Annotated in this window: 22 protein-coding genes and 2 pseudogenes; 5 read left to right on the forward strand and 19 right to left on the reverse strand. The window is 42.2% G+C overall.

What is annotated here, in order from left to right:
- Nucleotides 1–14: 14 nt before the first annotated feature.
- From ELZ47_RS11270 to tgt, 6 genes are all read right to left on the reverse strand, one after another.
- Complete coding sequence (locus ELZ47_RS11270; protein WP_126436045.1) at nt 15–311, reverse strand: 50S ribosomal protein L23; 297 nt, start codon at nt 309–311, stop codon at nt 15–17.
- On the reverse strand, nt 311–934 hold the full coding sequence (rplD, locus tag ELZ47_RS11275; protein WP_002894480.1) for a 50S ribosomal protein L4: 624 nt from the start codon (nt 932–934) through the stop codon (nt 311–313). The genes ELZ47_RS11270 and rplD overlap by 1 nt, the downstream gene beginning before the upstream one ends.
- A 24-nt stretch (nt 935–958) precedes the next feature.
- Complete coding sequence (gene rplC, locus ELZ47_RS11280) at nt 959–1585, reverse strand: 50S ribosomal protein L3 (RefSeq protein ID WP_002894479.1); 627 nt, start codon at nt 1583–1585, stop codon at nt 959–961.
- Nucleotides 1586–1668: 83 nt separating this feature from the next.
- Nucleotides 1669–1977 carry a 30S ribosomal protein S10 gene (gene rpsJ, locus ELZ47_RS11285; RefSeq protein WP_002894478.1) on the reverse strand — a complete coding sequence of 103 codons (309 nt, stop codon included), beginning with the start codon at nt 1975–1977 and terminating at the stop codon, nt 1669–1671.
- Between the two features lie 373 nt (nt 1978–2350).
- Nucleotides 2351–2989 carry a uridine kinase family protein gene (locus ELZ47_RS11290; protein ID WP_126436046.1) on the reverse strand — a complete coding sequence of 213 codons (639 nt, stop codon included), beginning with the start codon at nt 2987–2989 and terminating at the stop codon, nt 2351–2353.
- Nucleotides 2990–3014: 25 nt separating this feature from the next.
- Nucleotides 3015–4157: a tRNA guanosine(34) transglycosylase Tgt gene (tgt, locus tag ELZ47_RS11295; RefSeq protein ID WP_002898736.1), complete on the reverse strand. Its 1143-nt coding sequence runs from the start codon at nt 4155–4157 to the stop codon at nt 3015–3017.
- 152 nt (nt 4158–4309) lie between these two features.
- Here tgt and ELZ47_RS11300 point away from each other — a divergent pair, with 152 nt between their 5' ends.
- The gene (locus ELZ47_RS11300; RefSeq protein WP_126436047.1) at nt 4310–5185 is read left to right on the forward strand and encodes a DUF975 family protein; all 876 of its coding nucleotides are present in this window, start codon (nt 4310–4312) and stop codon (nt 5183–5185) included.
- Between the two features lie 31 nt (nt 5186–5216).
- Here the strand turns inward: ELZ47_RS11300 and ELZ47_RS11305 are convergent, their stop codons facing one another.
- The 11 genes and pseudogenes from ELZ47_RS11305 to hisS all read right to left on the reverse strand — a co-directional run bounded on the left by ELZ47_RS11305 (nt 5217) and on the right by hisS (nt 20576).
- Complete coding sequence (locus tag ELZ47_RS11305; protein WP_126436048.1) at nt 5217–5714, reverse strand: kinase; 498 nt, start codon at nt 5712–5714, stop codon at nt 5217–5219.
- Nucleotide 5715: 1 nt separating this feature from the next.
- Nucleotides 5716–6153, reverse strand: coding sequence for a CoA-binding protein (locus tag ELZ47_RS11310; RefSeq protein ID WP_032916117.1), 438 nt, complete (start codon nt 6151–6153; stop codon nt 5716–5718).
- Between the two features lie 164 nt (nt 6154–6317).
- On the reverse strand, nt 6318–8960 hold the full coding sequence (gene polA / locus ELZ47_RS11315; protein ID WP_125332167.1) for a DNA polymerase I: 2643 nt from the start codon (nt 8958–8960) through the stop codon (nt 6318–6320).
- Between the two features lie 61 nt (nt 8961–9021).
- Nucleotides 9022–12596 (reverse strand): annotated as a pseudogene (locus tag ELZ47_RS11320) (ATP-binding protein).
- A gap of 228 nt (nt 12597–12824) precedes the next feature.
- Entirely contained in the window at nt 12825–13439 is a 615-nt protein-coding gene (locus ELZ47_RS11325; protein ID WP_125332162.1) for an HAD-IA family hydrolase, read from the reverse strand.
- The gene (locus tag ELZ47_RS11330; protein ID WP_126436049.1) at nt 13436–14713 is read right to left on the reverse strand and encodes an MATE family efflux transporter; all 1278 of its coding nucleotides are present in this window, start codon (nt 14711–14713) and stop codon (nt 13436–13438) included. The genes ELZ47_RS11325 and ELZ47_RS11330 overlap by 4 nt, the downstream gene beginning before the upstream one ends.
- 182 nt (nt 14714–14895) lie before the next feature.
- Complete coding sequence (locus tag ELZ47_RS11335) at nt 14896–15831, reverse strand: YitT family protein (protein WP_126436050.1); 936 nt, start codon at nt 15829–15831, stop codon at nt 14896–14898.
- Nucleotides 15818–17572 (reverse strand): aspartate--tRNA ligase, encoded by a 1755-nt coding sequence (gene aspS, locus ELZ47_RS11340; RefSeq protein ID WP_126436051.1) that lies wholly within the window; start codon nt 17570–17572, stop codon nt 15818–15820. Before aspS ends, ELZ47_RS11335 begins: the two co-directional genes overlap by 14 nt.
- Nucleotides 17573–17741: 169 nt before the next feature.
- Nucleotides 17742–17954 carry a hypothetical protein gene (locus ELZ47_RS11345; RefSeq protein WP_125332153.1) on the reverse strand — a complete coding sequence of 71 codons (213 nt, stop codon included), beginning with the start codon at nt 17952–17954 and terminating at the stop codon, nt 17742–17744.
- Nucleotides 17955–18299: 345 nt separating this feature from the next.
- On the reverse strand, nt 18300–19169 hold the full coding sequence (locus ELZ47_RS11350; protein ID WP_125332151.1) for a hypothetical protein: 870 nt from the start codon (nt 19167–19169) through the stop codon (nt 18300–18302).
- Nucleotides 19170–19294: 125 nt separating this feature from the next.
- A pseudogene (gene hisS, locus ELZ47_RS11355) lies at nt 19295–20576 on the reverse strand (histidine--tRNA ligase).
- A gap of 180 nt (nt 20577–20756) precedes the next feature.
- Here hisS and ELZ47_RS11360 point away from each other — a divergent pair.
- Nucleotides 20757–21098, forward strand: coding sequence for a metal-sulfur cluster assembly factor (locus ELZ47_RS11360; protein WP_002899327.1), 342 nt, complete (start codon nt 20757–20759; stop codon nt 21096–21098).
- Nucleotides 21099–21180: 82 nt separating this feature from the next.
- Here ELZ47_RS11360 and ilvD read toward each other — a convergent pair whose 3' ends face one another.
- Entirely contained in the window at nt 21181–22884 is a 1704-nt protein-coding gene (gene ilvD, locus ELZ47_RS11365) for a dihydroxy-acid dehydratase (protein WP_126436053.1), read from the reverse strand.
- A gap of 289 nt (nt 22885–23173) precedes the next feature.
- Here ilvD and rpmF point away from each other — a divergent pair, with 289 nt between their 5' ends.
- On the forward strand, nt 23174–23356 hold the full coding sequence (gene rpmF, locus ELZ47_RS11370) for a 50S ribosomal protein L32 (protein ID WP_002894148.1): 183 nt from the start codon (nt 23174–23176) through the stop codon (nt 23354–23356).
- 15 nt (nt 23357–23371) lie between these two features.
- Complete coding sequence (gene rpmG, locus ELZ47_RS11375) at nt 23372–23521, forward strand: 50S ribosomal protein L33 (RefSeq protein WP_001265622.1); 150 nt, start codon at nt 23372–23374, stop codon at nt 23519–23521.
- Between the two features lie 90 nt (nt 23522–23611).
- Here the strand turns inward: rpmG and ELZ47_RS12035 are convergent, their stop codons facing one another.
- Nucleotides 23612–23785 carry a hypothetical protein gene (locus tag ELZ47_RS12035; RefSeq protein WP_002894150.1) on the reverse strand — a complete coding sequence of 58 codons (174 nt, stop codon included), beginning with the start codon at nt 23783–23785 and terminating at the stop codon, nt 23612–23614.
- 28 nt (nt 23786–23813) lie between these two features.
- Between ELZ47_RS12035 and ELZ47_RS11385 the strand changes: the two genes are divergently transcribed.
- Entirely contained in the window at nt 23814–24428 is a 615-nt protein-coding gene (locus tag ELZ47_RS11385; RefSeq protein WP_331852792.1) for a CadD family cadmium resistance transporter, read from the forward strand.
- Nucleotides 24429–24432 lie beyond the last annotated feature (4 nt).

The following is a 24432-nucleotide window of genomic DNA, read 5'->3' on the forward strand; positions in this document are numbered from 1 at the left end:
ATTTCCTCCTTAGATTATTCTTCTTCTGCACCGAACAACTCGATTGCTTTTGAATCAGCTGTCAGTGTTATGATAGCTTTTTTAGTTTTGTTTGTAAAACCAGTGTAGCGTCCAACGCGTTTTGCTTTTGGTTTTACATTGATAGTGTTAACGCTAGCAACTTTAACTCCTTCAAAAGCAGCTTCAACCGCTTGCTTGATCAAGAGCTTGTGAGCGCGAGTGTCCACTTCAAATACGTATTTGCCTGCTTCGTACTGAGCCATTGAGCCTTCAGTGATAACAGGTTTTTTGATTACGTCGTACAAATTCATTATGCAAGAACCTCCTCAATTTTAGAGATAGCTGCCTGAGTAACCAGAAGTTTATCGCTGTTTACGATGTCCAGAACGCTTGCAGTTGTTGCAGTTGCAACTTTCACATTTGGAAGGTTGCGAGCTGAAAGTGCAGCGAATTCGTTTCCTTCTTCAAGAATAACAAGAACTTTCGTATCAATGCTCAGTGCAGCAAGCACTTTTGCAAACTCAGCAGTTTTTGGAGCTGTAAATGAAAGGCTGTCTACAGCTACGAATTTGTTTTCAGCAACTTTTTCAGAATAAACTGATTTCAATGCCAATCTACGAACTTTACGTGGAAGTTTGTAAGCATATGAACGAGGAGTTGGACCGAATACGATACCACCACCACGCCATTGTGGAGAGCGGATAGAACCTTGACGAGCACGTCCAGTTCCTTTTTGACGCCATGGTTTGCGTCCGCCGCCTGATACTGCAGAACGGTTTTTAACAGCGTGAGTTCCTTGACGAAGGCTAGCGCGTTGGCTGATGATAACATCAAAGACAACTGATTCATTTGGCTCAATACCAAAGACCGCATCGTTCAGAACTACTTCACCAGCTTCTTTACCAGTTTGGTCAAATAATTTTACGTTTGCCATTGTGACTGATTTCCCCTTTCTTTATTATTTACCAGCTTTAACTGCTGACTTGATAGTGATAAGAGATTTCTTAGCACCTGGTACGTTACCTTTAATCAGGATAACGTTCTTCTCTGGAACAACCTGTACGATTTCAAGGTTTTGAATCGTTACACGGTTGCCACCCATACGTCCAGCCAAGCGTTTGTTTTTGAACACGCGGTTTGGCGCAACTGGTCCCATTGAACCAGGACGACGGTGGTAACGTGAACCGTGAGCCATTGGACCACGAGATTGGCCATGGCGCTTGATAACACCTTGGAAACCTTTACCTTTTGAAGTTCCTGTTACATCAACAACATCACCAGCTTCGAATGTATCGACAGTGATTTCTGCTCCAACTTCCAAGCCTTCAATGTTTTTGAATTCACGAATGAAGCGCTTAGGAGCTGTGTTAGCTTTCGCTACATGGCCTTTGGCAGGTTTGTTGCTCAACACGTCACGAAGGTCATCAAAACCAACTTGAACTGCGTTGTAACCATCTGTTTCAACTGTTTTAACTTGAAGAACAACGTTTGGAGCTGCTTCAACAACAGTTACAGGGATTAATTCGCCAGCTTCAGTGAAGATTTGAGTCATTCCCACTTTTTTCCCTAAGATTCCTTTTGTCATGAGAAAATGTTTCCTTTTCTATAATTTTTTCAAAAAGTTTTTAACGAGCGTTTTTTATGCTCTGGTTTAGATCAAGCTTTAGATTAAAGTTTAATCTCTACGTTCACACCACTTGGAAGATCTAATTTCATCAAAGCGTCAACTGTTTTTTGAGTTGGGTTGATGATGTCAATCAAGCGTTTGTGAGTACGCATTTCAAATTGTTCGCGAGAGTCTTTGTATTTGTGAGTCGCACGAATGATTGTGTAGAGGCTGCGCTCAGTTGGAAGTGGGATTGGACCCGCAACTTCAGCACCAGTACGAGTAGCAGTTTCTACGATTTTTGCAGCCGCTGTATCAAGTGTACGATGTTCGTAAGCTTTCAAACGGATGCGGATTTTTTTGTTTGCCATCTTTTTCTCCTTTTCGTCTATTTAAGATAATAGGCTAGCTCCACAAGAAAACCGACAGGTGATTGCGTGGCAATGCAACCGAGCGTGTCGCAACCTCTTGCATCAAAGCTACACACTGTATTTTTACAGCACCATAGTATCTTAACACAAAGAACCAGTCATTGCAAGGGATTTGAGTAATTTTTTAAAGATTTTTAGGATAATTTTTTATGAAAGTGTTTTCTAAACAATTTATAAGTCTTGTAAGTCACTATCTAGAAGAAAATTTAGACTTTTTCAACTATTTATTCGATTTTGTATTCAGAAAATACAAAATCTCACTGACGCACATCAGTGAGATCAAAAATGAAAATTTACCCTTGGCTACTTTATTTTATAGTAAGGGACTGTCCTTTTCGATGCGAAAGCTGTTGTCCGACTGGCAGATGACAAGGTCTGCAGCCGCTAGATAGGGCTGATAGAAGTGCCTATATTGCTCTCGCCGAGCTAGATGTGTCTGCTTTATCCAATCTGATCTGCGCTCTCGTACAGCCACGTCCCGAGCCAAGCGGCGTTCTAACTCGGTCTGATCATCCGTGTAAAAGCAAATCGACAAATCAAACAAACTTTCAGGCAAAAAGGCAGCCGACATGCCTTCTACTATTAAAATCGGCTTTCGGGCTGATAAACGCAAGCTAGGCGACCAAGCTGTGCCAATGGTCAGAATATCCAGACCAGACTGCAAGGCACAAATATCTCGCTCCAGACTGCTTAGTTCATGAACAGCTGGGAGGCAGGCTGTTACTTTTTGATGAAGAAAATCTTTGGAACTGAGCAAATCTCGATACTCCCCAGTAATTACATAAGGATCTGTTGCTAGCAGATTGGCTCGTTCCTCACCCAATATTAGTTGGAGTTTTCGAGCAAAAGTTGACTTGCCCGAAGCACCATGACCGTATATACGTATAGTATGTTTTTGGTCATCTGACAGATAAGCTGACAATCTTTTCAGCAATTTCTCTTCATCAGACATGGCTTCCCCTTTCAAATGGAGCTTCTTAGAAATTTCGGCTGGATTTATTGTAGCCGTAGCGCTCAATAAAGTCTTCACGGAATTCCAGCAGGTTGTCATCCATGATAGCTTGGCGAACCTTCTTCATAAGATTTACCAAGAAGTAGAGATTATGATAGCTGGTCAGGCGGATGCCGAAGGTTTCGTCCGCTTTAAGCAAGTGGCGGATATAAGCCCGCGTGTAGTTGCTACATGTGTAGCAGTCACAGTCATGGTCCAGCGGCGTGAAATCTTCCTCAAACTGGGCATTTTTTACAACCAGACGTCCTTCGCTGGTCATACAGGTACCGTTTCGGGCAATCCGAGTCGGCAGGACGCAGTCAAACATATCCACACCACGGATAACCCCATCAATCAAGCTATCTGGTGCTCCAACTCCCATGAGATAGCGGGGCTTGTTTTCAGGCAGCATAGGCGTTGTGAAGTCCAGCACTGCATTCATCTCTTCGTGGGACTCACCAACAGCCAGTCCTCCAATAGAGTAGCCTGGAAAATCCATGCTGACCAAGTCTTGAGCAGACTGGCGACGCAAATCTTCAAAGCCAGCACCCTGAACAATCCCAAAGAGACCTTGGTCGTGCGGACGGCTGTGGGCCTTGAGGCCACGCTCTGCCCAACGGCTGGTCCGCTCAATGGACTTCTTGACATAGTCATAAGGTTGGTAGAACTGTGGACACTCATCAAAGGACATCATGATGTCGCTGCCTAGATTGTTCTGGATAGAGATGGCCTTTTCTGGCGATAGGAACATCTTGGAACCATTGAGGTGGTTCTTGAAAGTTACTCCTTCTTCTGTGATGTTGCGGCTGTCAGCTAGAGAATAAACCTGGAAACCGCCGCTATCGGTCAGAATAGGCTGGTCCCAGTTCATGAACTTGTGCAAGCCTCCTGCGCGGGCAATCAGCTCATCGCCCGGCCGCAGCCAGAGGTGATAGGTATTAGACAAGATGATACCTGACCCCATTTGCTTGAGTTCTTCTGGCGACTGGGTCTTGACCGTCGCTTGAGTCCCGACTGGCATAAACATAGGCGTCGGAAAGGTCCCGTGAGGCGTAATAATCTCTCCCAAGCGAGCACCTGTGTGCTTTTCTTTTTTGATCAAACGATACTGAATCGGTGATGTTGACATGTTTCCTCCTGCTGGGAAAAACAGTCCCAGCGATTTTTCTTCTATATAATGAGCAGCAAGGGCTCACAAGATACCGTATGATTTTACCAAAAAAACTTCTATCTGTCACGGGGTATGATATAATGTAACAGACAAATCCAAATGGAGGAATTATGAATCTAAGTAACATCAGAGCTCAGGCTCGTACCGTCCGCAGTCAAACGAGGGGGATTTTTCTTTTGTTTGCGGCCCCGACTCTTGCCGGTATCCTAAACATCTTGCTTTCCCTTATTGGGAATCTAAGAGACTCCGTTTCCGACCTGACCTTCAGCCAGTTCATATATTTTCTGATTAGCCGAACTCTTTTTCCGACGACCATTCAGTTTATCACGTCTCTCCTGCTGCTTTCTGCCAGCTACACCATGATAACCGTCATCCGCAAGAAAAAGGATGAGGTTCGCTTTTCAGATATTGGGCATCTTTTTACGAGCAAGAACTTCACACCTGTTTTCAAAACCGTTTTGCTCAAGCAGCTATTGCTTTTCCTTTGGAATCTTCCTATATTTTGCGGGAGTCTTCTGTCCGTCTTCAATGCTTATAAGATTCTCAATATTTCGGAAAAACTTCCTGCCCATACTGTGCTGACTGCTCAAAGCGAGGCAGGACAGCAGATTCTTCAATACACCCCTGGTATGTTACTGGGAAGCCTCTTGATATTGGTTGGTCTAGGCATCACTGTTCCTCAGTACTACGCATATTCTCAAGCAGAGCTCATCCTCTACGACCAGCTTGAGGCTGACACCTACCAGGGAGCTTTCTCTGCTATCCGTCAAAGCCGGAAGTTAATGAAAGGCTATAAAGGAAAGCTATTTTTGCTGGATCTGAGCTTCATCGGCTGGAATTTATTGGCTAAAATGACGTATGGGATATTGAATATTATGGTTCTCCCTTATACTGCGACTGCTTACATTCTCTTTTACGAGGAATTGAAAAAAGAAAAAGCAAGCTCAAAAGAAAACAACCCACAGGCACGGAACTCCTTGTCCTAAGCTTGTGAGTTGTTTTTTATTTACTATTATATTATGTCTTGTCTAGGGCAGAGCAGATTTTATCAAAGGCTGCCTCTAGTGAATCCTCATCTGTGAAGAAGGATTCCTCTTCCCAGCCTAAGAAATCCCGGTCTTTCCACCAGCGCTTCATGTCATACGGAGCAAACTCCGCCTGTTTGGCTCTGGTACGATGGCGCCAAACCGTCTCCTCAAAGGACAGGTCATAGTAGTAGGCAAAGACCTGCGGAGCGAAGAGTTTTTTCAACCGCTCTAGCATCTGTCCGTAAATGCCCGTCTCATAAAACCCTTCTACCAGAACTAGCAAATCATGTTCGTAACCGAAGCGTGCCAATGTTTCCGTCAGGTCAATAGATAAATTTCCTGGCTCGACTTTTTCCTTGAGCATGTCCCGTCTAACCGTATCCTGCGATATCAGGATAGTCCCTCGGCCGTAGTGAGTCTGCAGTTTCCTGGCTAGGCTAGACTTGCCAGAGCCGGAATTGCCACGAATGATGACTAACTTGGCCATCTTATTCGCCCAGAATCAAGCGGGTATGCTCGCGTTTAATGCAGCGGTCCATGACAATGTCATCCCGACCGGCTGTCCGCAAAATCTGCTCAGCTTCCTCACTCTCCAAGCCCAACTGAGCCCAGAAAATCTTGGCATCCGACTGCAGAAAATCCAGTGCCACATCCGGCAAAAACTCACTGCGGCGGTATACATCGACAATATCCACTGGAAAAGGAATATCTTTGAGACTAGCATAAACAGTCTCACCAAAAATTTGACTGCCCGCTGCCCGCGGATTGACCGGAATAATGCGATAGCCTCGCTCCTGCATCTCTTTGGACACACGGTTGCTGGTCGTTTCTTCGCGGTCAGACAAGCCAACAACAGCAATCACCTTGCTGTTGTTCAGATAATGCTTGACGATGGCATCACTGGGATTTTGAAAATGATAAGTCATAGGCTTCCTCCTCATTCATAATAAAGCTAGATAGTTTTGCAGTATTTACGTCTTAACTGAATCTGGGCTAAAACCTTAGAAAATAGATAATCCGTTCTAGGAGCATGGCTCCTTCGTCCGGACTCCTAATTTTCAGTCGGTTTTGACGCTCTTTGTATCTTGTTTTATTTCGCCTCGTACCAAGTTTGGCCGGCATTTTCATCAGCTACTAGCGGAACGGCTAGCTCAATCGCAGCTTCCATGGTTTCTTTGACCAGCTGGCGGACGGCAATTAGCTCGTCATTTGGCACTTCCAGCACGATTTCATCGTGCACCTGCAAGAGCATGCGAGACTTGAAATTCTTCTCTGTCAGAGCTCGATCCAGATTAATCATAGCAACTTTGAGAATGTCTGCGGCGGAGCCTTGGATCGGGCTGTTAATAGCTGTGCGCTCCGCAAAATTTCGGATGTTAAAGTTGCGAGAATTGATATCCGGCAAGGAGCGGCGGCGATGGTAAATAGTCTCTACATAGCCCTTATCACGCGCTTCGCGGACGATGGTTTCCATATAATTCTTGATACCAGGGAAACGCTCAAAATAAGTCTGAATATAGTCTTTAGCTGCCTTGCGGGAAATTCCCAGATTATTAGCCAGTCCGAAGTCGGAAATGCCATAGACTACTCCGAAGTTGACAGCCTTGGCATTGCGGCGGTCATTAGGCGTCACATCCTCTGCCTTTTCAATACCAAAGACCCGCATGGCGGTAGCCGTGTGAATGTCTTCTCCATGCTGAAAGGCAGCAATCAGATGCTCGTCCTGCGAAATGTGAGCCAGCACCCGCAGCTCAATCTGGGAATAATCCGAGCTGAGTAGTACGCTGTCTGCCCACTCTGGCACAAAAGCCTTGCGAATAAGGCGCCCCTGCTCCAAACGAACGGGGATATTCTGCAGGTTGGGGTCAACCGAGGACAGGCGGCCCGTCTGAGTCAAATCCTGAACATAGCGAGTGTGAATCTTACCGTCAGCCGCAATGGCCTCCTGCAATCCAATAATGTAAGTGGACTGGAGCTTGCTGATTTGACGATATTCCAGAATCTTAGACACAATCGGTGCTATCGGTGCTAAACGTTCCAGAACATCCACTGCTGTAGAGTAGCCTGTCTTGGTCTTTTTGGTGTACTCCAGCGGCAGCCCCATATCCTCAAAGAGAATGGTTCCCAGCTGTTTCGGTGAGTTGATATTGAACTCCTGACCAGCCAGGTCATAAATCTCCTGCGTTAGACTTTCCAGCGTCTTTTCGTTTTCTGCCTGCATGCCCTGTAGGGTTTCCCGCTCAACCTTAATCCCCGCAATCTCCATCTTGGCTAAGACAAAGGCCAGGGGCTGCTCCATTTCAAGCAACAAATCCAGCTGATCGTGGGAACGAAGCTGCTCTTGCATCGGCTCTTCTGTTTCCAACAATACTTGGACTTTTCGAGCCAGATGCTCAAAGAACTGCGCTTGGTCCGGCAGAGCGCGCTTAGCTCCCTTGCCATACACCTCGTCATCAGTCGGCAGAATTGTTTGGCCGTAGAGGCGAGCAATGGTCGCCAGCTCATTGTCCTCGACCGTCGAAAGCAGATACTTGGCTAGACGCGCATCAAAGGAAGCTGCTGGCAATTCGATACCATAATGACTGAGCAGTACCTTGGTCCGCTTGAGGTCGTAGGTTTTCAGAGCTGTTTTTGTCAAAAATTCCTGAAAGAGAGGCTGTTGCAGTAAATCGCTGGTGCCGACATAAATCTGACGGCTATCGCCCCAGGCAAGACCAACAATCTCTTCCTTGTGGTAGTTGTCACCCAAGATTTCAAAATAGAAAAATTGCTCTGGTGCCAGCATATCTGCTGTCACCTCGGTCACTTTGGTAAATTCAATTGGTTTGACTTCTACAGGATCCTGAGCCATTCCTAGCTGAGCCTTGAGCTGCTTGAAGCCCATCTCGTCATAGAATTTGCTCAGAGCCTCTACCTGCGGACCCTTATAAACCAAATCATCCAGTCCGATTTCAATCGGAGCCTGAGTATTGATAGTGGCTAGGGTTTTAGATAAGAAGGCCTTGTCCTTGTCATTGATCAGATTTTCCTTCATCTTGGAAGCTTTGAGCTGGTCAATATTTTCATAGAGATTTTCCAAAGAACCATACTCCAAGAGGAGCTTGAGACCAGTCTTCTCACCTATCTTGGTCACACCGGGGATATTATCCGACTGATCGCCCATCAGCGCCTTAAGATCAATGAACTGCTTAGGCGTGATACCCATCTTTTCCATGAGGTAGGCTGGTGTAAATTCCTCGAACTCGGCTACGCCTTTCTTGGAAATCTCCACCACGGTATTATCATCCGTCAGCTGAATCAAATCTTTATCGCCGCTGATAATGGTCACATCGTAAGGCACAGCCGTCTTTTCAGCCATCTTATCCAAGGTCCCGATGATGTCATCCGCCTCGTACTGAGCCAAGTCGTAGTAGTGAATGCCTAGGTGCTTCAGCATTTCTCGGATAAAGGGCAGTTGCTCACGAAATTCATCTGGTGTCTTGGCCCGACCTGCCTTATAGTCAGCGTACATCTCGGTCCGGAAGGTCGTCTTGCCAGCATCAAAAGCTACTAGGACATGAGTCGGCTGCACGCGCTCCAAGAGATGATTGAGCATGAGGTGGAAGCCATAAATAGCATTGGTATGCAGACCAGATGGACTCTTGAAACGGTCGATTTGATTATAAAGCGCAAAAAAAGCGCGAAAAGCAACGGACGAACCGTCGATTAATAATAACTTATTCTTATTTTCCATAGGTTTATTATAACACGAAAGGCGGACAAAGACAGAAAAGGCGGCGTGGAAAATAATCTACTTAAAACTCTTTTTCCAATTCTCTTTCAATCTCCTTACGCTTGCCATCTATTAGTTTATCTAAGTGAAGAAGTAAATCAATGTAATCTAAATCAGTTTTAAATATCTCTTTAATATTTTCTAAGTGTTCTTTTTCTAATTCCAACACTGGAACATGACTCCCCGTAAAAAAATACGAATACGGACTAAAATGTATTTCTTGAAAAGACTTCTTGCCAAATTCTTTTGATTTGAGCAGTTTAAATAATAGTAATCTTTGATTACCATCTTCTATAACTTCTACACCTAGATTAACTAATCTAATTGCAAATTGTTCATTACCTGTTTCTTCCAACATTTCTATTATAATTTGACTATCCTTTTTTATAATATCACCGAGCATACTATTATAGTAGTAATATGACTTATTTATTGCAAAGTGTATAAATTTTTTATAAATTTCATTCTTATCACTAAATCCATTTATAGTATGTAATATCATGTATCCTAAATTTGTGCTTCCCATTTTCAGCTCATCAATTTTCTTCAATACTTCTACTGAAAAATTAACATCATTTTCCCCTAATTTTTGAAAAAGACTACAGGTGTGATCAATTCTGTTTCCTAAATCGATTAAATACTGGGATTTTAAATCGTTTTCTCCAATTAGATTTATTAATTTTCTCACATCCTCTTCTCGTATAAAATCAAAAATAACAAAATTAGCATTCCCTGCTTTTTGTATTAATAACTCTTTCAAACTTGGATCTTTCAAAATCAATCTCTCAAAATTTAGAATCGTAAGATAATCTGGTAAAGAATTAGCTTTTAGAAGACCCTTTAATGTCTGTAAATCTCTATTTTTTACGTTTTCAAGTTGAGTTAAATAAGCAAGTTGCCATTCATATTTTTCTAATTCCGGAGAGGAAGCAATAACAGACTGCATTGAACTTTTCTCGATATTTTCTAAAAAACTAATCGGAGTCCTGTTTCCAAAATGATAGTTTGATTTAAACATAGAATTTAAAAATTTTATCTTGTTATCGTTTTTTAATAGCAAAAACATATTAAATAGCACCAGTTCAATATTGATATCATTCATAAACAAGTTATTTTTAAATTGATTTGCAAATTTGAAAATATTTTGCCAATTGCTTGAATAGCTATCTGCAATTTGTTGTAGTTTAATTTTCACATCATCCTTATAAAAACACGCATGGTTAGGATTGGTTAAATTATTATATATCTCTTGTCTTTCAGAAATTATATAATCGTCAAAAAAACTCGGTAAGTTTTCTTTCACTTCAGCTTTATGTAAAGCATAAACTATTTTTTCTCCAACCATAGATAAGTTTTTAATATCACTAAAAAAAAATTCTCTAATGCTTTTCAAATCTCCAAGGATGGTCTCGCCGTGACTTTCGGAATGATTCAAAATTGTTCTACTGTAATCATACAGGATTTTATCAATATAAAGTCTAATTTCAGAGGCTCCTATTTTATATAGACTTGCCAAAAGTTTTAGTATGCTTCTATGATACTGGCTTAAATTTTCACTGTCAGGAATAACATAATGGCTAAATGTAAATGTCTTCTCATTAGATTCTGTTCTATCAACTATAATTTTAAGATACTGTTTCAAAATTGTTACAATTAATTCTTGGTTATAATTTTTCGTCAAATCAAGATTAGTAAGTTCAGAAATGACATTTCCAGCTAAGACATAATCATATGCTCTTTCTGTAACCAAACCGTAGTTTGCTTCAAGAATACTATAAACCTCCGAAATCATATTAGGATTTTTATCAAAGTACTTTAATAATAATTGGAGAATTTGACTACAATATCTTGTCCGTGTAATTACAAATATAATATTTAAAACCGAATCCTCAATAGATTCCTTTTTATCCTTCTGGTTAATAAAATTAGTCTTTGTATAAGCCTCAGACTCTATATTATCAATTTTATTTTTAACATGTGAAATTGCTTCTAAAGGAAGTAATACTCCAAATTGTATTAAAAATTTTTCTTTAAGTTCGTCATTTTCAAAATTACTTTCAGCATAATAAGTTCTAACTGCATCTGAAATGCTTTCCAGATCATCCTTTGACCTAATAAAATTGGAACATTGATTTAATATTTGAACAACTCTTTGATCGCTTACCGGATATAACTCATGTAAAATTTCTAAGATTGATATTTTCTTTTTTATTAAAAACTTAATAACTATATAATCATCTAATGATTGATCCGCTATCTTTACAATTTTGTCGTTATAAATGTTACACAACTCTCGCTCATGAAGCCTCTCTACCCCACTCTTAAAATCAGTATTTGTTATATCAATTATTTTCAATAATTTATTGAATTCCTGATTGCTTTCTAAATTATCCAATCTAATTTTTTTCAGGTAAGATAAGATAAATAAGCTCTGTTGCTCTGAATAAATAATATTGTTCTTGTCTAAAATTTCTTCATAGTAATCGTTTAAAATATCTATCTCATTATTAAAATTAGTCAAATCCTGTGAACTAGATAACTTCGCTGCAATGACTGCAATACGTGGATTGCTTTTAGATATCGTTTCGATATGTTCAATTTCTTTATTGGTAAAATTCTTTTTAGAGAATTGATTGAGTAATGCTTAAAATTATCATCTTTTAAAAGAGTTGGAACAAAATTATCGTAACCATAATCTTTAATGTTATTGATTATATCTTTTTTAGCATAATCTCGTACGGTAAGAATAAACCTAATATTACTATTCGTATTCAATAGCCCAAGTGTCGAAATATAATTTTGCGTAGTATTAACATCATCGATAAAAATAATATTTTCTTTATCTAAGCTTAAATAACGTTTGACATCTTGATAAATGTCTTGATTGTTGCTCTTAACACACAGAATGTTATATTTATTTCTATCTAGCAAAGAACAAATTTCAATTGCTAATCTAGTTTTTCCTGTTCCAGATTTAGAAGATATTAATAAAATCCGGTTTTCACTTGATTCCATGTTATTAATATACTTTTTCACATCTCCAATATAATCATTTGATATAGGTGCATTAGTTTTGCTCATATCATGAATTCTTATAAAATCATCAAGAGCCCAAACTTGCTCTGTGGATTCACTGATTGATAGATACTCTTTTGCCAAATATTGAAAATTCAACTTTGTCAGGTCATAAGCCAACTCATTAATTCCAATCAATTCTAATCTATAAGGCTCAAATATTTTTTCTAGTTCTTCTTTTTGTTCAATTGTTATATTTGAAGAAGTATGACAACAAATAAGTCTCCCAACTTTATCTTCAGCAATACTTTCTTCTAAAATTTTTTTCTTAACTGACCGAATGTCTTCTTTCAATTTAGGTATTACAGGCTTATGGGTACCATACATGATATAAACATATTTATCGTCTTCCTCTGCGTAAGAATCTGGAATCCCTTTAGTTGTCTTATCTGTTCCTTCTTGCGAACCTAACGAAACAATTTTAAAATCATATTTTTTTCTTAAATACGAATCACATAGTTTTTGAAATCTTCCTCCTTCTAACTCTTTTATAGCATTTTCAAGTTTATTAATTAAGGTCATAGTCTTACCTCTTTTAAATATTTATAATTAATTAGATTATATCATCTCTTGACCTAACAATAAACTTATCAATTACCTTTTTATTCAATACTTACTACACATATTTTGTTCACATAAAGAATGTTTTGTTGGGGAAAATCTCCAACTTTCCTATCTTTAAAAAATCACTCGCCTTCTCTAAAAGAAAAAGCAGGCTAGACTGACAGTAGATCAGTTCTGGTCTGCTTTTTATCTTGTAAATAATTGCTTTATATCCACCAGCTTCTCTATTTTCTGATTGATTTCTGGTCGGTAGTCACAGAAGTTAATGCTCTGGATACCACTGTTGACGGCGACATCTACATCCAGGGTCCGGTCGCCGATATAGTAGGTTTCCTTCTTGTTCAGGCCATATTTCTCGAGCAGATAGTCGACACCTTCTGGGTGGGGCTTGCGCTCAAAGCCGTTGGCTGTTGTGATGATTTCTATAAAATAATCATGAATTCCCAAGTCTTTTAAGATTTTATGAGCATTGAGCCCCTTGTGGGTATAGACAAACTGGGCAATGCCCTGCTCCTCAGCCCAGGCCAGAATCTCCGCAGCCCCTTCCATCAAATGGACCTGAGCATTTTTCTCCTTTAGGCTTGCTCCACGGAAGGCATTCATCTCGGCAGCATCCAGGCCTTTCTCAGATGCCACTTCCTCCAAGAGCTTTTGGACAGAGTGCTTTAGGATATAGCTGTGGATACGGGTTCTGTCGAAGTCCAAACCATAGTGAGCATAGGTTTCCTCAATCCCCGCCAAAATAGCATCGTAGGAGTCCAACAAGGTGCCGTCCAAATCCCAAATAAACGCTTTTGTCATGTGATTTTCCTCATTTTTCTGTCAAATAAAACCTTTAAAAATAACCAGCGGAAGCCATTGTCCAAGAGCGTCCCAGCCCAGACCCCCGGCAGACCCAAGCCAAAGGTCACACCCAGCAAATAACCTGTAACGATGCGAATCAGCCATATACCAATAGCCGTGGCATAAAAGGGCAGTCTAGCATTGCCCAGCCCCTGCCAGACAGCTGTGTAAATCACGGTTCCCACTGCCATGGGAGTTCCCAATAGGGAAAAGAGGATGACTAGAAGACTGGCTGTGATAGCTCCGCTATTATCCGTATAGAGCAAGGTCAGCGGCCGTCCAAAGGCGAAAATCCCTAAAGCCACAGGCAACATGCAAGCAAAAGACAACCAGAAGGTCCGCTGACGAATCAGACCGACCTCTTGCATATCTCCCTCACCAACCGCTTGGGCGACTAGCATGACTGTTGCTGTCGCAACCCCAAAGGCAGGCATATAATTAAACTGAGTCAGGACTTCACCGATGGCATTCCCCGCTACTGCGTCCGTCCCAAAGACGACCACAATGGCAATAATAACTACATCACCGGCCCGCATCATGAGCCGCTCTCCAGCAGCCGGCAGACACAGGCGCAATAGCTCTCCATCTAAGCCCCAGCTCCAGCGGATTGTGGATAAATCCAGCTCCCGCCATAGAATCAGTACACCAACCAAACGAGCCAGCACCGTTCCCAGCGCTACACCAATAATACCAAGCCGAAAGACGTAAATCCCCAGACCGGAAAAGAGGGCATTGAGGACATTGGTCAGAAGACTGACATACATGGGGAATCTAGGATTGCGCGTAACCCGCACCAGAGCCCCAAAAGAAGTCATCAAGCCTAGCAGAACAATAGTCCCTCCAACCAGAGCCAGATAAAGACCGCCTGCTTCAGCCACCGCTTTTTCCGTCCCCAGAAGATCCAGCATCTGCCTGCCAAAGAGCAGGGAAATCAGCCCCAACAGAAGGCTCAGAAGCAACGTCAGCTTGATAGCCTCAGCTGTATGATAGGCCAAACGCTCCTTGTCTCCTTGAGCCAGAGTCTTGGAGATGATACTGGAAATAGCAGCTCCCAGCGCGATAAAGATTGCCTGATAAATAGTAATGATGTTGCCGGCCACCGAGACACCAGAGATCGCAATCAGCCCAAGACTGGCCACCAAATAGCTGTCGACCATTCCCATGAGCATCTGCAAAAAGTTCTCCGCCATAGCCGGTAAGGCGATATTCATGATTTTTTTATAAGTCGTCATTGTCTGAAAATCTCCTGCGTTTGTATATCCTTTCTTACTTAAGATTTCCACCCTCCATCATAGAGAATAGAAAGCGGTGGGACTATTGTCCTACCGCATATGAATCTCCTATCATAAAAGCTCATTTTAAGCACAAACTCCCACACTATACTGCTTTGCTTTCCCAAACTCAACGAATATCTTCACTCCTCCACAAAGAGTCCTAAGATATGGACATTGTCCGCTACGGAGACAAAGGCAGTTGGATCCGTATTTTTCATGATTTGCTTGAATTCATTAAACTCAGCTCGGGTAATAACCGTCACCAGAACGGCTTTTTGCTCATGATTGTAAGTTCCCTCGGCGCCATGGATCACTGTCGCCCCGCGATGCAGCTTGTTGTGAATCTTATCAATCACCCTGTCCGGATGGCTGGTGATAATCATAGCCTGCATGCGCTTCTGCTTGGTAAAGACAGCATCCGTCACCCGGCTAGATACAAAAATGGTAATCATGGAGTACAGCGCATATTCCCATCCAAAGGTCAGACCCGCAATCAGCATAATAATCCCATTGACAATAAAGGAAATATGGCCGACATTCCTACCTGTTTTCTTGCGAACAGTCAGACTGACAATATCCGTCCCACCGCTGGAAATACTGGACTTAAGGGCAAAGCCAATCCCCGCCCCCATGACCACACCGCCGAAAAGGGCGTTGATAATAGGATTATCAGTCAAGGTCACTTCCGGCACAAACTGGATAAAGAGCGAGCTCATCGTAACCGTGATAAAGGTAAAAATGGTAAACTTATGCCCAATCTGGTACCAGGCCAGGATCATGAGCGGAATATTGATGGCGTAAAAAGTCACAGAAACCGGAATGGTGAAACCTAAGAAACGAGTACTGAGGGCAGTAATGACCTGCGCCAGACCAGTCGCCCCGCTGGAATAAACATGCCCCGGCTGAAAGAAGAAATTGACTGCGACAGCCGACAAAAAGCCATAGACAAGCGAGGCAGAAATCTTCTCATCGTACTTCTCACGCGAGATACTCTTTAAAGACCGCAAAATCTTAAAATTATAAGCAAACCTGCGGACATAATAGCGAAAGAGTTTATAAAAATTAGTCTTCTTCATGTGCTTCCACTTGTAAACTTAATTCCTCTAATTGAGCGACCGATACTGGACTAGGTGCCTGTGTCATTGGATCAGAAGCCTTGTTATTCTTTGGAAAGGCAATGACTTCACGAATATTTTCTTCACCAGCCAAGAGCATCACAAAGCGGTCCAAGCCCAAAGCCAAGCCGCCATGCGGTGGAAAACCATAGTCCATAGCCTCCAGAAGGAAGCCAAACTGCTCAGTAGCTTCTTGATTTGAGAATCCAAGCGCCTTGAACATCCGCTCCTGCAAGTCTTTCTGGTTGATCCGAAGACTTCCGCCACCCAGCTCATAGCCATTGAGGACGATATCATAGGCCACAGCCCGTACCTTGCTCAGGTCTCCTTCTAGTTCTTGCTCAGAATCTTTCTGCGGTAAGGTGAAAGGATGGTGGGCGCTCATGTAGCGACCCTCTTCTTCTGACCATTCAAACATTGGCCAGTCCACCACCCAAAGGTAGTTAAATGAATCTGGGTCTATCAAGTCTAACTCCTTGGCCAAACGCACCCGAAGAGCTCCCAAAGCTGCATTTGCCACTTCCAAAGTATCAGCCACAAAGAGCACCAGGTCATTATTTTCAAGCTGTAAAGCTTCTGTCAACGGATTTGTCAAGTCTGTTAAGAACTTAGCAACTGGACCAGCCAGCTCACCATCAGCCACTTTCACCCAAGCAAGCCCCTTAGCACCATGCTGTTTTGCTTGCTCTGTCAGTTTGTCAATATCTTTGCGAGAGTATTTATCTGCAGCATTTTTCACGACGATAGCCTTGACAGCTGGAGCCTCTGAAAAGACCTTGAAGTCAACTCCCTTGACAAGCTCTGTCAAGTCCTGCAGCAACATCTCAAAGCGTGTATCTGGCTTATCAACCCCATAAAGAGCCATAGCATCATCATACTTCATGCGGGGGAAAGGCAGCTCAACGTCAATGCCCTTAGTTTCCTTCATAACACGAGCAATCAAGCCTTCTGTAATGTCCTGAATCTCCTGACCAGACAAGAAAGAAGTCTCCAAGTCCACCTGAGTAAACTCTGGCTGACGATCACCACGCAAGTCCTCGTCTCGGAAACATTTTACAATCTGGTAATAACGGTCGAAACCAGCATTCATCAAGAGCTGTTTGGTAATCTGCGGACTCTGTGGCAGAGCGTAAAAATGCCCCTGATGAACTCGGCTAGGCACCAAGTAATCACGCGCTCCTTCTGGCGTTGACTTAGATAGGAAAGGTGTTTCCACATCAAGAAACTCCAGCTCATCTAGATAGTTGCGGATAGAGTGAGTCACCTTGGCACGGAGCTTGAAGTTCTCCAGCATCTCTGGCCGGCGCAAGTCCAGATAACGGTAGCGCAAGCGCGTATCGTCATTCACCTCGATGCCGTCTTTGATTTCAAAAGGAGTTGTCTTGGCTGTATTTAAGACAGTCAGGCTTTCCACATGCAGCTCCACGCTTCCTGTTGCCAGCTTGTCATTAGCCTGCTCACGCGCAGCCACCTTGCCTGTCACCTCCAGCACAAACTCACTGCGCAGGCTTTCTGCGGTTGCCATGACCTCTGCAGACACTGTCTCAGGATTGATGACCAGCTGCATAATGCCCTCGCGGTCGCGCAAATCAATGAAAATCAGACCGCCCAAATCCCGACGGCGGGCAACCCAGCCCTTCAAAGTGACTTCCTGACCAACATGCTCCTTGCGAACACGCCCAGCATACATAGAACGTTTCATCTTTACTCTCCAAATTTTTAATTCTGTTACTATTTTACCACAAAGAGCCTAAGAAAGCCCTTCTGTCCGTTCTTTTTCTGAAAAATATTAAAGCACATTATTTCTAATGCTGACAGTTATGACAAAAGGCCTGAGGCAAAGACCCCAGACCCACTGTCTACTCTATAGATTATTCCTTTTTCTTGCGATCCTCATAGAGACTAGGCGCAAATGCTTTTGTCACCATGGCCGTCACGAAGCGAAAAACTCCCGCTGCCAGACCAAAAATCGGCGCCAAGGCACGGAAGAAAAAATCACCCCGCATAAAATAACAAAGCAGACCAGTAATCACAAAGATAGCCAAACCCTGCACCACAACCACCAATAATATTTTCTTCATCATTCCCTCGACTTTCTATAGACTATTATAGCATAATATGCAGTGTATCAACTGATACTTCCTCTACAACAATTTAAAACGATATTATAATAAATAGCTAAATCATAATTGATTTAGTACATAATTTCAAATACAATACTCCAAATTTTATAAACTTAAGGCTTTAACAATTAACTCACTTATCAAGAATATCCAAAAATAAAATACCTAAGATATAGTTTTTCCTAACTTCAAAAAGAGGAGGTTCTTCGATTTAAACATCAAAAAAGAGAGAATTTATCTCTCTTAGTTAATTTTTATCGCTTATCAATAAATGATTAAAAATTAAAATTATTTTAATCAAAGTTGTTACACTTTTGATTTATCAGATGATGAAGATGAACTTGAGTCAGATTTTGATCCAGAATCTGTTGTTTTGTTTCCTTTACGTGTTTCAGCATCATTAGACGAATACTCATTCACAAAAATAGATTTCCGTAATTCAAGGAAGCTCTCATCAGTAAGAATGTAGCGACCTTCCTTGGTTTTAGTTAACTCCATTGTAAACTCACGTGGTTCAATGTAACCAAAGTCCTCATTCATACGATCAAAAGCATAGTAGAAAAGGAAGTTATTAAGCAGAGCTAAACGTTTTTCAAGATCCGGATCAGTCGAATCTTCCAACTCTTTTACATCTTCAATTCCATTTTCAAAGAGACTCGCTTTAGCAAGATTAATCACATTCGCCAAATCACGGGTTGCAATAGCACGAGACTTAAACGTTACTGTTGCAGTATCTTCATCATCCTCAACACCAGTAATCTCAAAATCATCCCCAATAGTTGCCAAAACTTTAAAACGAGCCTGATCAAACAACTCTAAAGTTTTTGATGGAGTAAACGATTCAGTCTTTAAATCGATAGTATAATCTTCTTCTGGCGTATATTTGGATATGTTTTCATCTACGTAGGCTTGAGAAATTCCTTTCTTCCATTTGTCAACAGAAGTCCCCATCAAGGTTGTAAAACCTGAAGAATGATCTGTAAAGACTGCTCGCAGAATAATATCGGCATCTTTCTCAATTCGCTTTTCATTCGTTTCTTTCTCAGATGAGGATGAAGATGATTGCTCTGTCTTCACATCTTCTGATTTTTTCTTCTCCGTTCTTGGTAGCATTGAGCAAGCTCCAAGCAAAAGAACACAGGCAGGCAATACACCAAATTTAAGGATTTTTTTCATCGTTTCTCCTTTTAAATTAATAGAATATGACCATTATACCAAAATATCATCCACTTGTTGGTTTATATCATATTCTTGTAACAAAACTGTAGTATTTTTTATGGAATAGGAATTGTGCACTTTGCTTAAAACCCCAACTTCTCAAAAATAAGCTGATAGTTTTTTTTGGATTTTGTCTAGGCTAACAGTAATCTCCTCACGATTATGATTGTTCTTAACAGTCACCTGACCGCTCTCCACTTCGCTTTCCCCCAAGGTGATAAGAGTTTTGGCTTTAAAGATGTCAGCCGACTTAAACTGAGCCTTGAGCTTGCGGTCTAGATAATCCCTTTCTGCCGCAAATCCCTGTGCGCGGAGAGCCTGCACTAACTTCAATGCTCTGTCATTGGCACCAGGTCCTAAAACAGCTACATAAACATCCAGAGCGGTTTCAATCGGCAGATCTACTCCTTGCTTTTTAAGTACGAGAAGTAGACGTTCTAAGCCCATACCAAAGCCAACACCTGGCGTCTCCGGACCACCAAAGTAAGCCACCAGTCCATCATAACGGCCGCCAGCACAAATGGTCAGTTGACTGCCAGCTACCTCTGTCGTAAACTCGAAAATTGTGTGATTATAGTAGTCTAGTCCACGAACCATATTGGTATTGATGACATAAGGGATTCGCAGGGTCTTCAGCATGGAACGAACAGCCGCAAAGTAGGTACTGCTCTTCTCATCCAGATAGTCCAGAATAGACGGAGCGCCTTCTACAGCCGCCTTGTCCTCGGGCTCTTTAGAATCCAGCACGCGCAGCGGATTCTCCTCCAAGCGACGTTGGCTATCGGCTGAGAGGCTAGCCTTCAGTGGAGTCAGATAATCAATCAAGGCCTGACGATAAGCAGCTCTGCTCTCAGGATTCCCTAGCGAGTTAAGCTCCAAGCTGACATTGGTAATGCCAATATCCTTGAAAAATTGAGCCGCCATGGCAATCATTTCTACATCTGTAGCAGGATTACTGGATCCAAAACACTCTGCTCCAATCTGGTGAAACTCGCGCAGACGGCCAGCCTGAGGTCGCTCATAGCGGAACATAGAGCCCATATAGTAGACTTTGACAGGCTTTTGCACTTCAGGAGCAAAAAGCTTGTTCTCTACATAAGAACGCACCACAGGCGCTGTCCCCTCTGGACGCAGCGTGATATGGCGGTCGCCCTTGTCATAGAAGTCATACATTTCCTTGGTCACGATGTCTGTCGTATCCCCGACCGAGCGGCTGATGACTTCATAGTGCTCAAAAATCGGCGTGCGGATTTCGCCGTAATTATATTTTTTAAATGTCTTGCGGGCAAAGTCTTCTACATACTGCCACTTGGCTGATTCCTGAGGAAGAATGTCCTGAGTTCCTTTAGGTTTTTGTAATTTCATCTTCTGACCTCCGCCTTCTTTAGTACTTATATTCTATCATAAGTCCGCCATTTTGAGGAGCCCGAAAGGGATTTTTCGTTTGGAAGAACTAAATCCGTTTTCATGTTCCAAAATAGCTTGAAAAAAAGTCTGAATTGTGAGAAAATAAAAACAATTCAACTGAGATAGAAGGGGATAGCAATGAGAGACGATATCAAAATCAATGACCGAGCAGCTGCCATTCAGGATAAATTGGTGGAGAAGCTCGAGCGTATTTACGATCCGGATGTAGAGTTGGATGTTTATAACTTAGGGTTGATTTATGAAATTAACTTAGACGAAAACGGCCACTGCAAGGTTGTTATGACCTTTACTGATACAGCCTGCGACTGTGCTGAGAGTCTGCCCATCGCCATTATGGACTCTCTTAAGAAAATTGATGAGATTGAAAGTGCCTCTGTTGAGGTTACTTGGTCTCCTGCTTGGAAAATCACTCGTATCAGTCGCTTCGGCCGCATTGCTTTGGGAATCAGTCCTAGATAAGAAAATAATTAACTTATCAGTATTTAAAATAAAAATATCAAACCCGCTAGAAAAACTAGCGGGTTCTTTTGTCATATATAGGCTATTTCTTGCCGGTTTCTTCTGGTTTCCAGAAGTCAGTAACAGCACCTTTAGCAGCAGAAGATACCATGTGGGCATATTTACCCAATACCCCGCGGCTATAAAGCGGTGGAATAGTCGTTTCTGCCTTACGTTTCGCCAGCTCTTCGTCAGAGATCGCCATAGAAATTTCCTTGGTGTCTTGGTCAACCGTGACCATATCGCCTGTACGAAGATAGGCAATCGGGCCACCATCCTGAGCTTCCGGAGCAATGTGTCCGACAACCAAGCCGTAAGTACCGCCTGAGAAGCGGCCGTCAGTTAGAAGTGCCACCTTGTCCCCTTGACCTTTCCCTACGATGATAGAAGAAAGTGACAGCATTTCTGGCATACCAGGGCCACCCTTTGGTCCAACATAGCGAACCACGACCACATCGCCATCGACCACTTCATCAGCCAGTACAGCATCAATAGCTGCTTCTTCTGAGTCAAAGACCTTGGCTGGTCCGACGTGACGGCGTACTTTAACACCAGAAACCTTAGCAACAGCACCATCTGGAGCCAGATTCCCATGCAAGATGATAAGCGGACCGTCTGCACGTTTTGGATTTTCAAGCGGCATAATAACCTTTTGACCTGGTGTCAGATCAGCAAATTCTGCCAGATTCTCTGCCACCGTTTTACCTGTACAAGTAATGCGGTCGCCATGCAGGAAGCCGTTCGCCAAGAGATATTTCATCACAGCCGGCACTCCCCCAACCTCATAAAGGTCTTGGAAGACATACTGACCGGATGGTTTCAAGTCAGCCAAATGTGGTACCTTCTCTTGAATGACATTAAAGTCATCAAGAGTCAGCTCAACATTGGCCGCATGCGCCATGGCCAGCAAGTGCAGAGTAGCATTTGTAGAACCACCCAGAGCCATGGTCACTGTGATTGCATCTTCAAAGGCTTCGCGTGTCAAGATGTCAGACGGCTTCAGCCCCATTTTCAGCATTTTCACAACAGCACGACCAGCTGCTTCGATATCCTCTTGCTTATCCTTGGACTCAGCTGGGTGAGAAGAAGAGCCTGGCAAGCTCATGCCCAGAACTTCAATAGCCGTCGCCATAGTGTTGGCCGTATACATACCGCCACAGCCACCAGGACCAGGGCATGCATTACACTCAATGCGGCGCACTTCCTCAGCTGTCAAGTCACCATGGTTCCATTTCCCAATTCCTTCAAAGACAGAAACCAAGTCAATATCCTTGCCGTCCAGATTCCCCGGCGCAATCGTTCCGCCGTAGGCAAAGACAGCAGGAATATCCATATTAGCAATGGCAATCATGGAGCCAGGCATATTTTTATCACAGCCCCCGATAGCTACAAAGGCATCCACATTATGCCCACCCATTGCAGCCTCGATGGAGTCTGCGATGATGTCGCGTGAGGTCAGAGAGAAGCGCATACCTGGCGTTCCCATGGCAATTCCGTCCGCAACCGTAATAGTCCCGTACTGAACAGGCCAAGCGCCCTCTGCTTTGATACCTTCCTTGGCTAGCTTGCCCAAATCATGCAAATGGATGTTACAAGGTGTATTTTCCGCCCAAGTGGAAATCACCCCAACAATAGGCGTTTCAAAATCTTTATCAGTCATCCCCGTCGCGCGAAGCATGGCACGGTTAGGAGATTTAACCATACTGTCATAAATCTTACTTCTGTGACGAATGTCCTTATCTGTCATATCTTTCCCTTTCATTGCTGTAATCTTTGTGCTTTATTATACCACACTTAGGCTGCATTTTACAGAGGAAAATTTTTAAATTTTCAGAAGATTGGGAAAATATAGAGGCGGATTTGAAACTTTTTCCTATCAAGCAAAAAGAAGACAACTAGAAGCTCAGGGGTTTTTCAAAAAGAAGAAAAAAATCTGTCAAGTAACTTTACTTTACAAAAAAGTTTTGTTATACTGTTAAAGTTGATGAAAATAATCAAATTGAATCGAATTCACAAACTAAAAGGAGAAACAAACAATGGCAGTACCTGCACGTCGCACTTCCAAAGCGAAGAAAAACAAACGCCGCACTCACTACAAAGTGACAGCTCCAACTGTAACTTTTGACGAAACTACTGGTGACTACTCACGCTCTCACCGTGTATCCCTTAAAGGATACTACAAGGGCCGTAAGATCGCCAAAGCTGCTGCAGCAGAATAATAGAAGGGAGCTACCATGCGCGTAAATATTACACTTGAACACAAAGAATCTGGTGAACGCTTGTACCTTACTTCTAAAAACAAACGCAACACACCAGACCGTCTTCAATTGAAGAAATACTCACCAAAACTTCGCAAGCACGTTGTGTTTACAGAAGTGAAGTAAGCATTCAATACGAATCAATACAGAAGAAAAACGCTGATTTCAAGCGTTTTTTCTTTTTGCCAAATGCGATATATTGTACTGTATTTCAATTCAAACTCTACCTTTTTCTCTACCTTTTTTAGATAAATATATCATCTGGATATTGAAGTTAAGCCCTGCTATAATTTCGATGGCAGGGCTTTTTAATATTTGGTACACTACCTTCTTATCTATATTTTGATGGAGCTGAAGTTGACATCTACAAAGTTTAATGTTAAAATACATTCAAAAATATATTTGAATGAGGTGTTTTATGGTTCAAAATATTGTTACTTCGATAATCCTGTATTCTGGGACAGCCGTAGACTTACTTATTATCCTAATGTTATTTTTTGCCAAAAGAAAAAGCAGAAAGGACATCATTAACATCTATTTAGGACAATTTCTAGGCTCTGTTAGTCTAATATTCCTAAGTTTGCTTTTTGCATTTGTCTTAAATTATATTCCTAGTAAAGAGATTTTAGGTTTACTCGGTTTGATTCCAATTTTCCTAGGACTCAAAGTTTTGCTTTTAGGAGATTCTGATGGAGAAGCTATTGCAAAAGATGGTTTGCGCAAAGATAATAAAAACCTGATTTTTCTAGTCGCTATGATTACTTTTGCAAGTTGTGGTGCTGACAATATTGGTGTTTTTGTCCCATATTTTATTACCTTAAATTTAGCGAATTTGATAGTGGCTTTACTTACCTTTCTAGTCATGATTTATCTCTTGGTTTTTTCTGCCCAAAAATTGGCACAAGTCCCTTCTGTTGGAGAAACTTTGGAAAAATATAGCAGATGGTTTATTGCCGTTGTCTATTTAGGATTGGGGATGTATATCCTGATTGAAAACAACAGCTTTGACATGCTATGGGCTGTGTTAGGCTAGGAGA

Origin of the sequence: Streptococcus sanguinis (genome assembly GCF_900635155.1) — a bacterium.
Lineage (GTDB): Bacteria > Bacillota > Bacilli > Lactobacillales > Streptococcaceae > Streptococcus > Streptococcus sanguinis_G.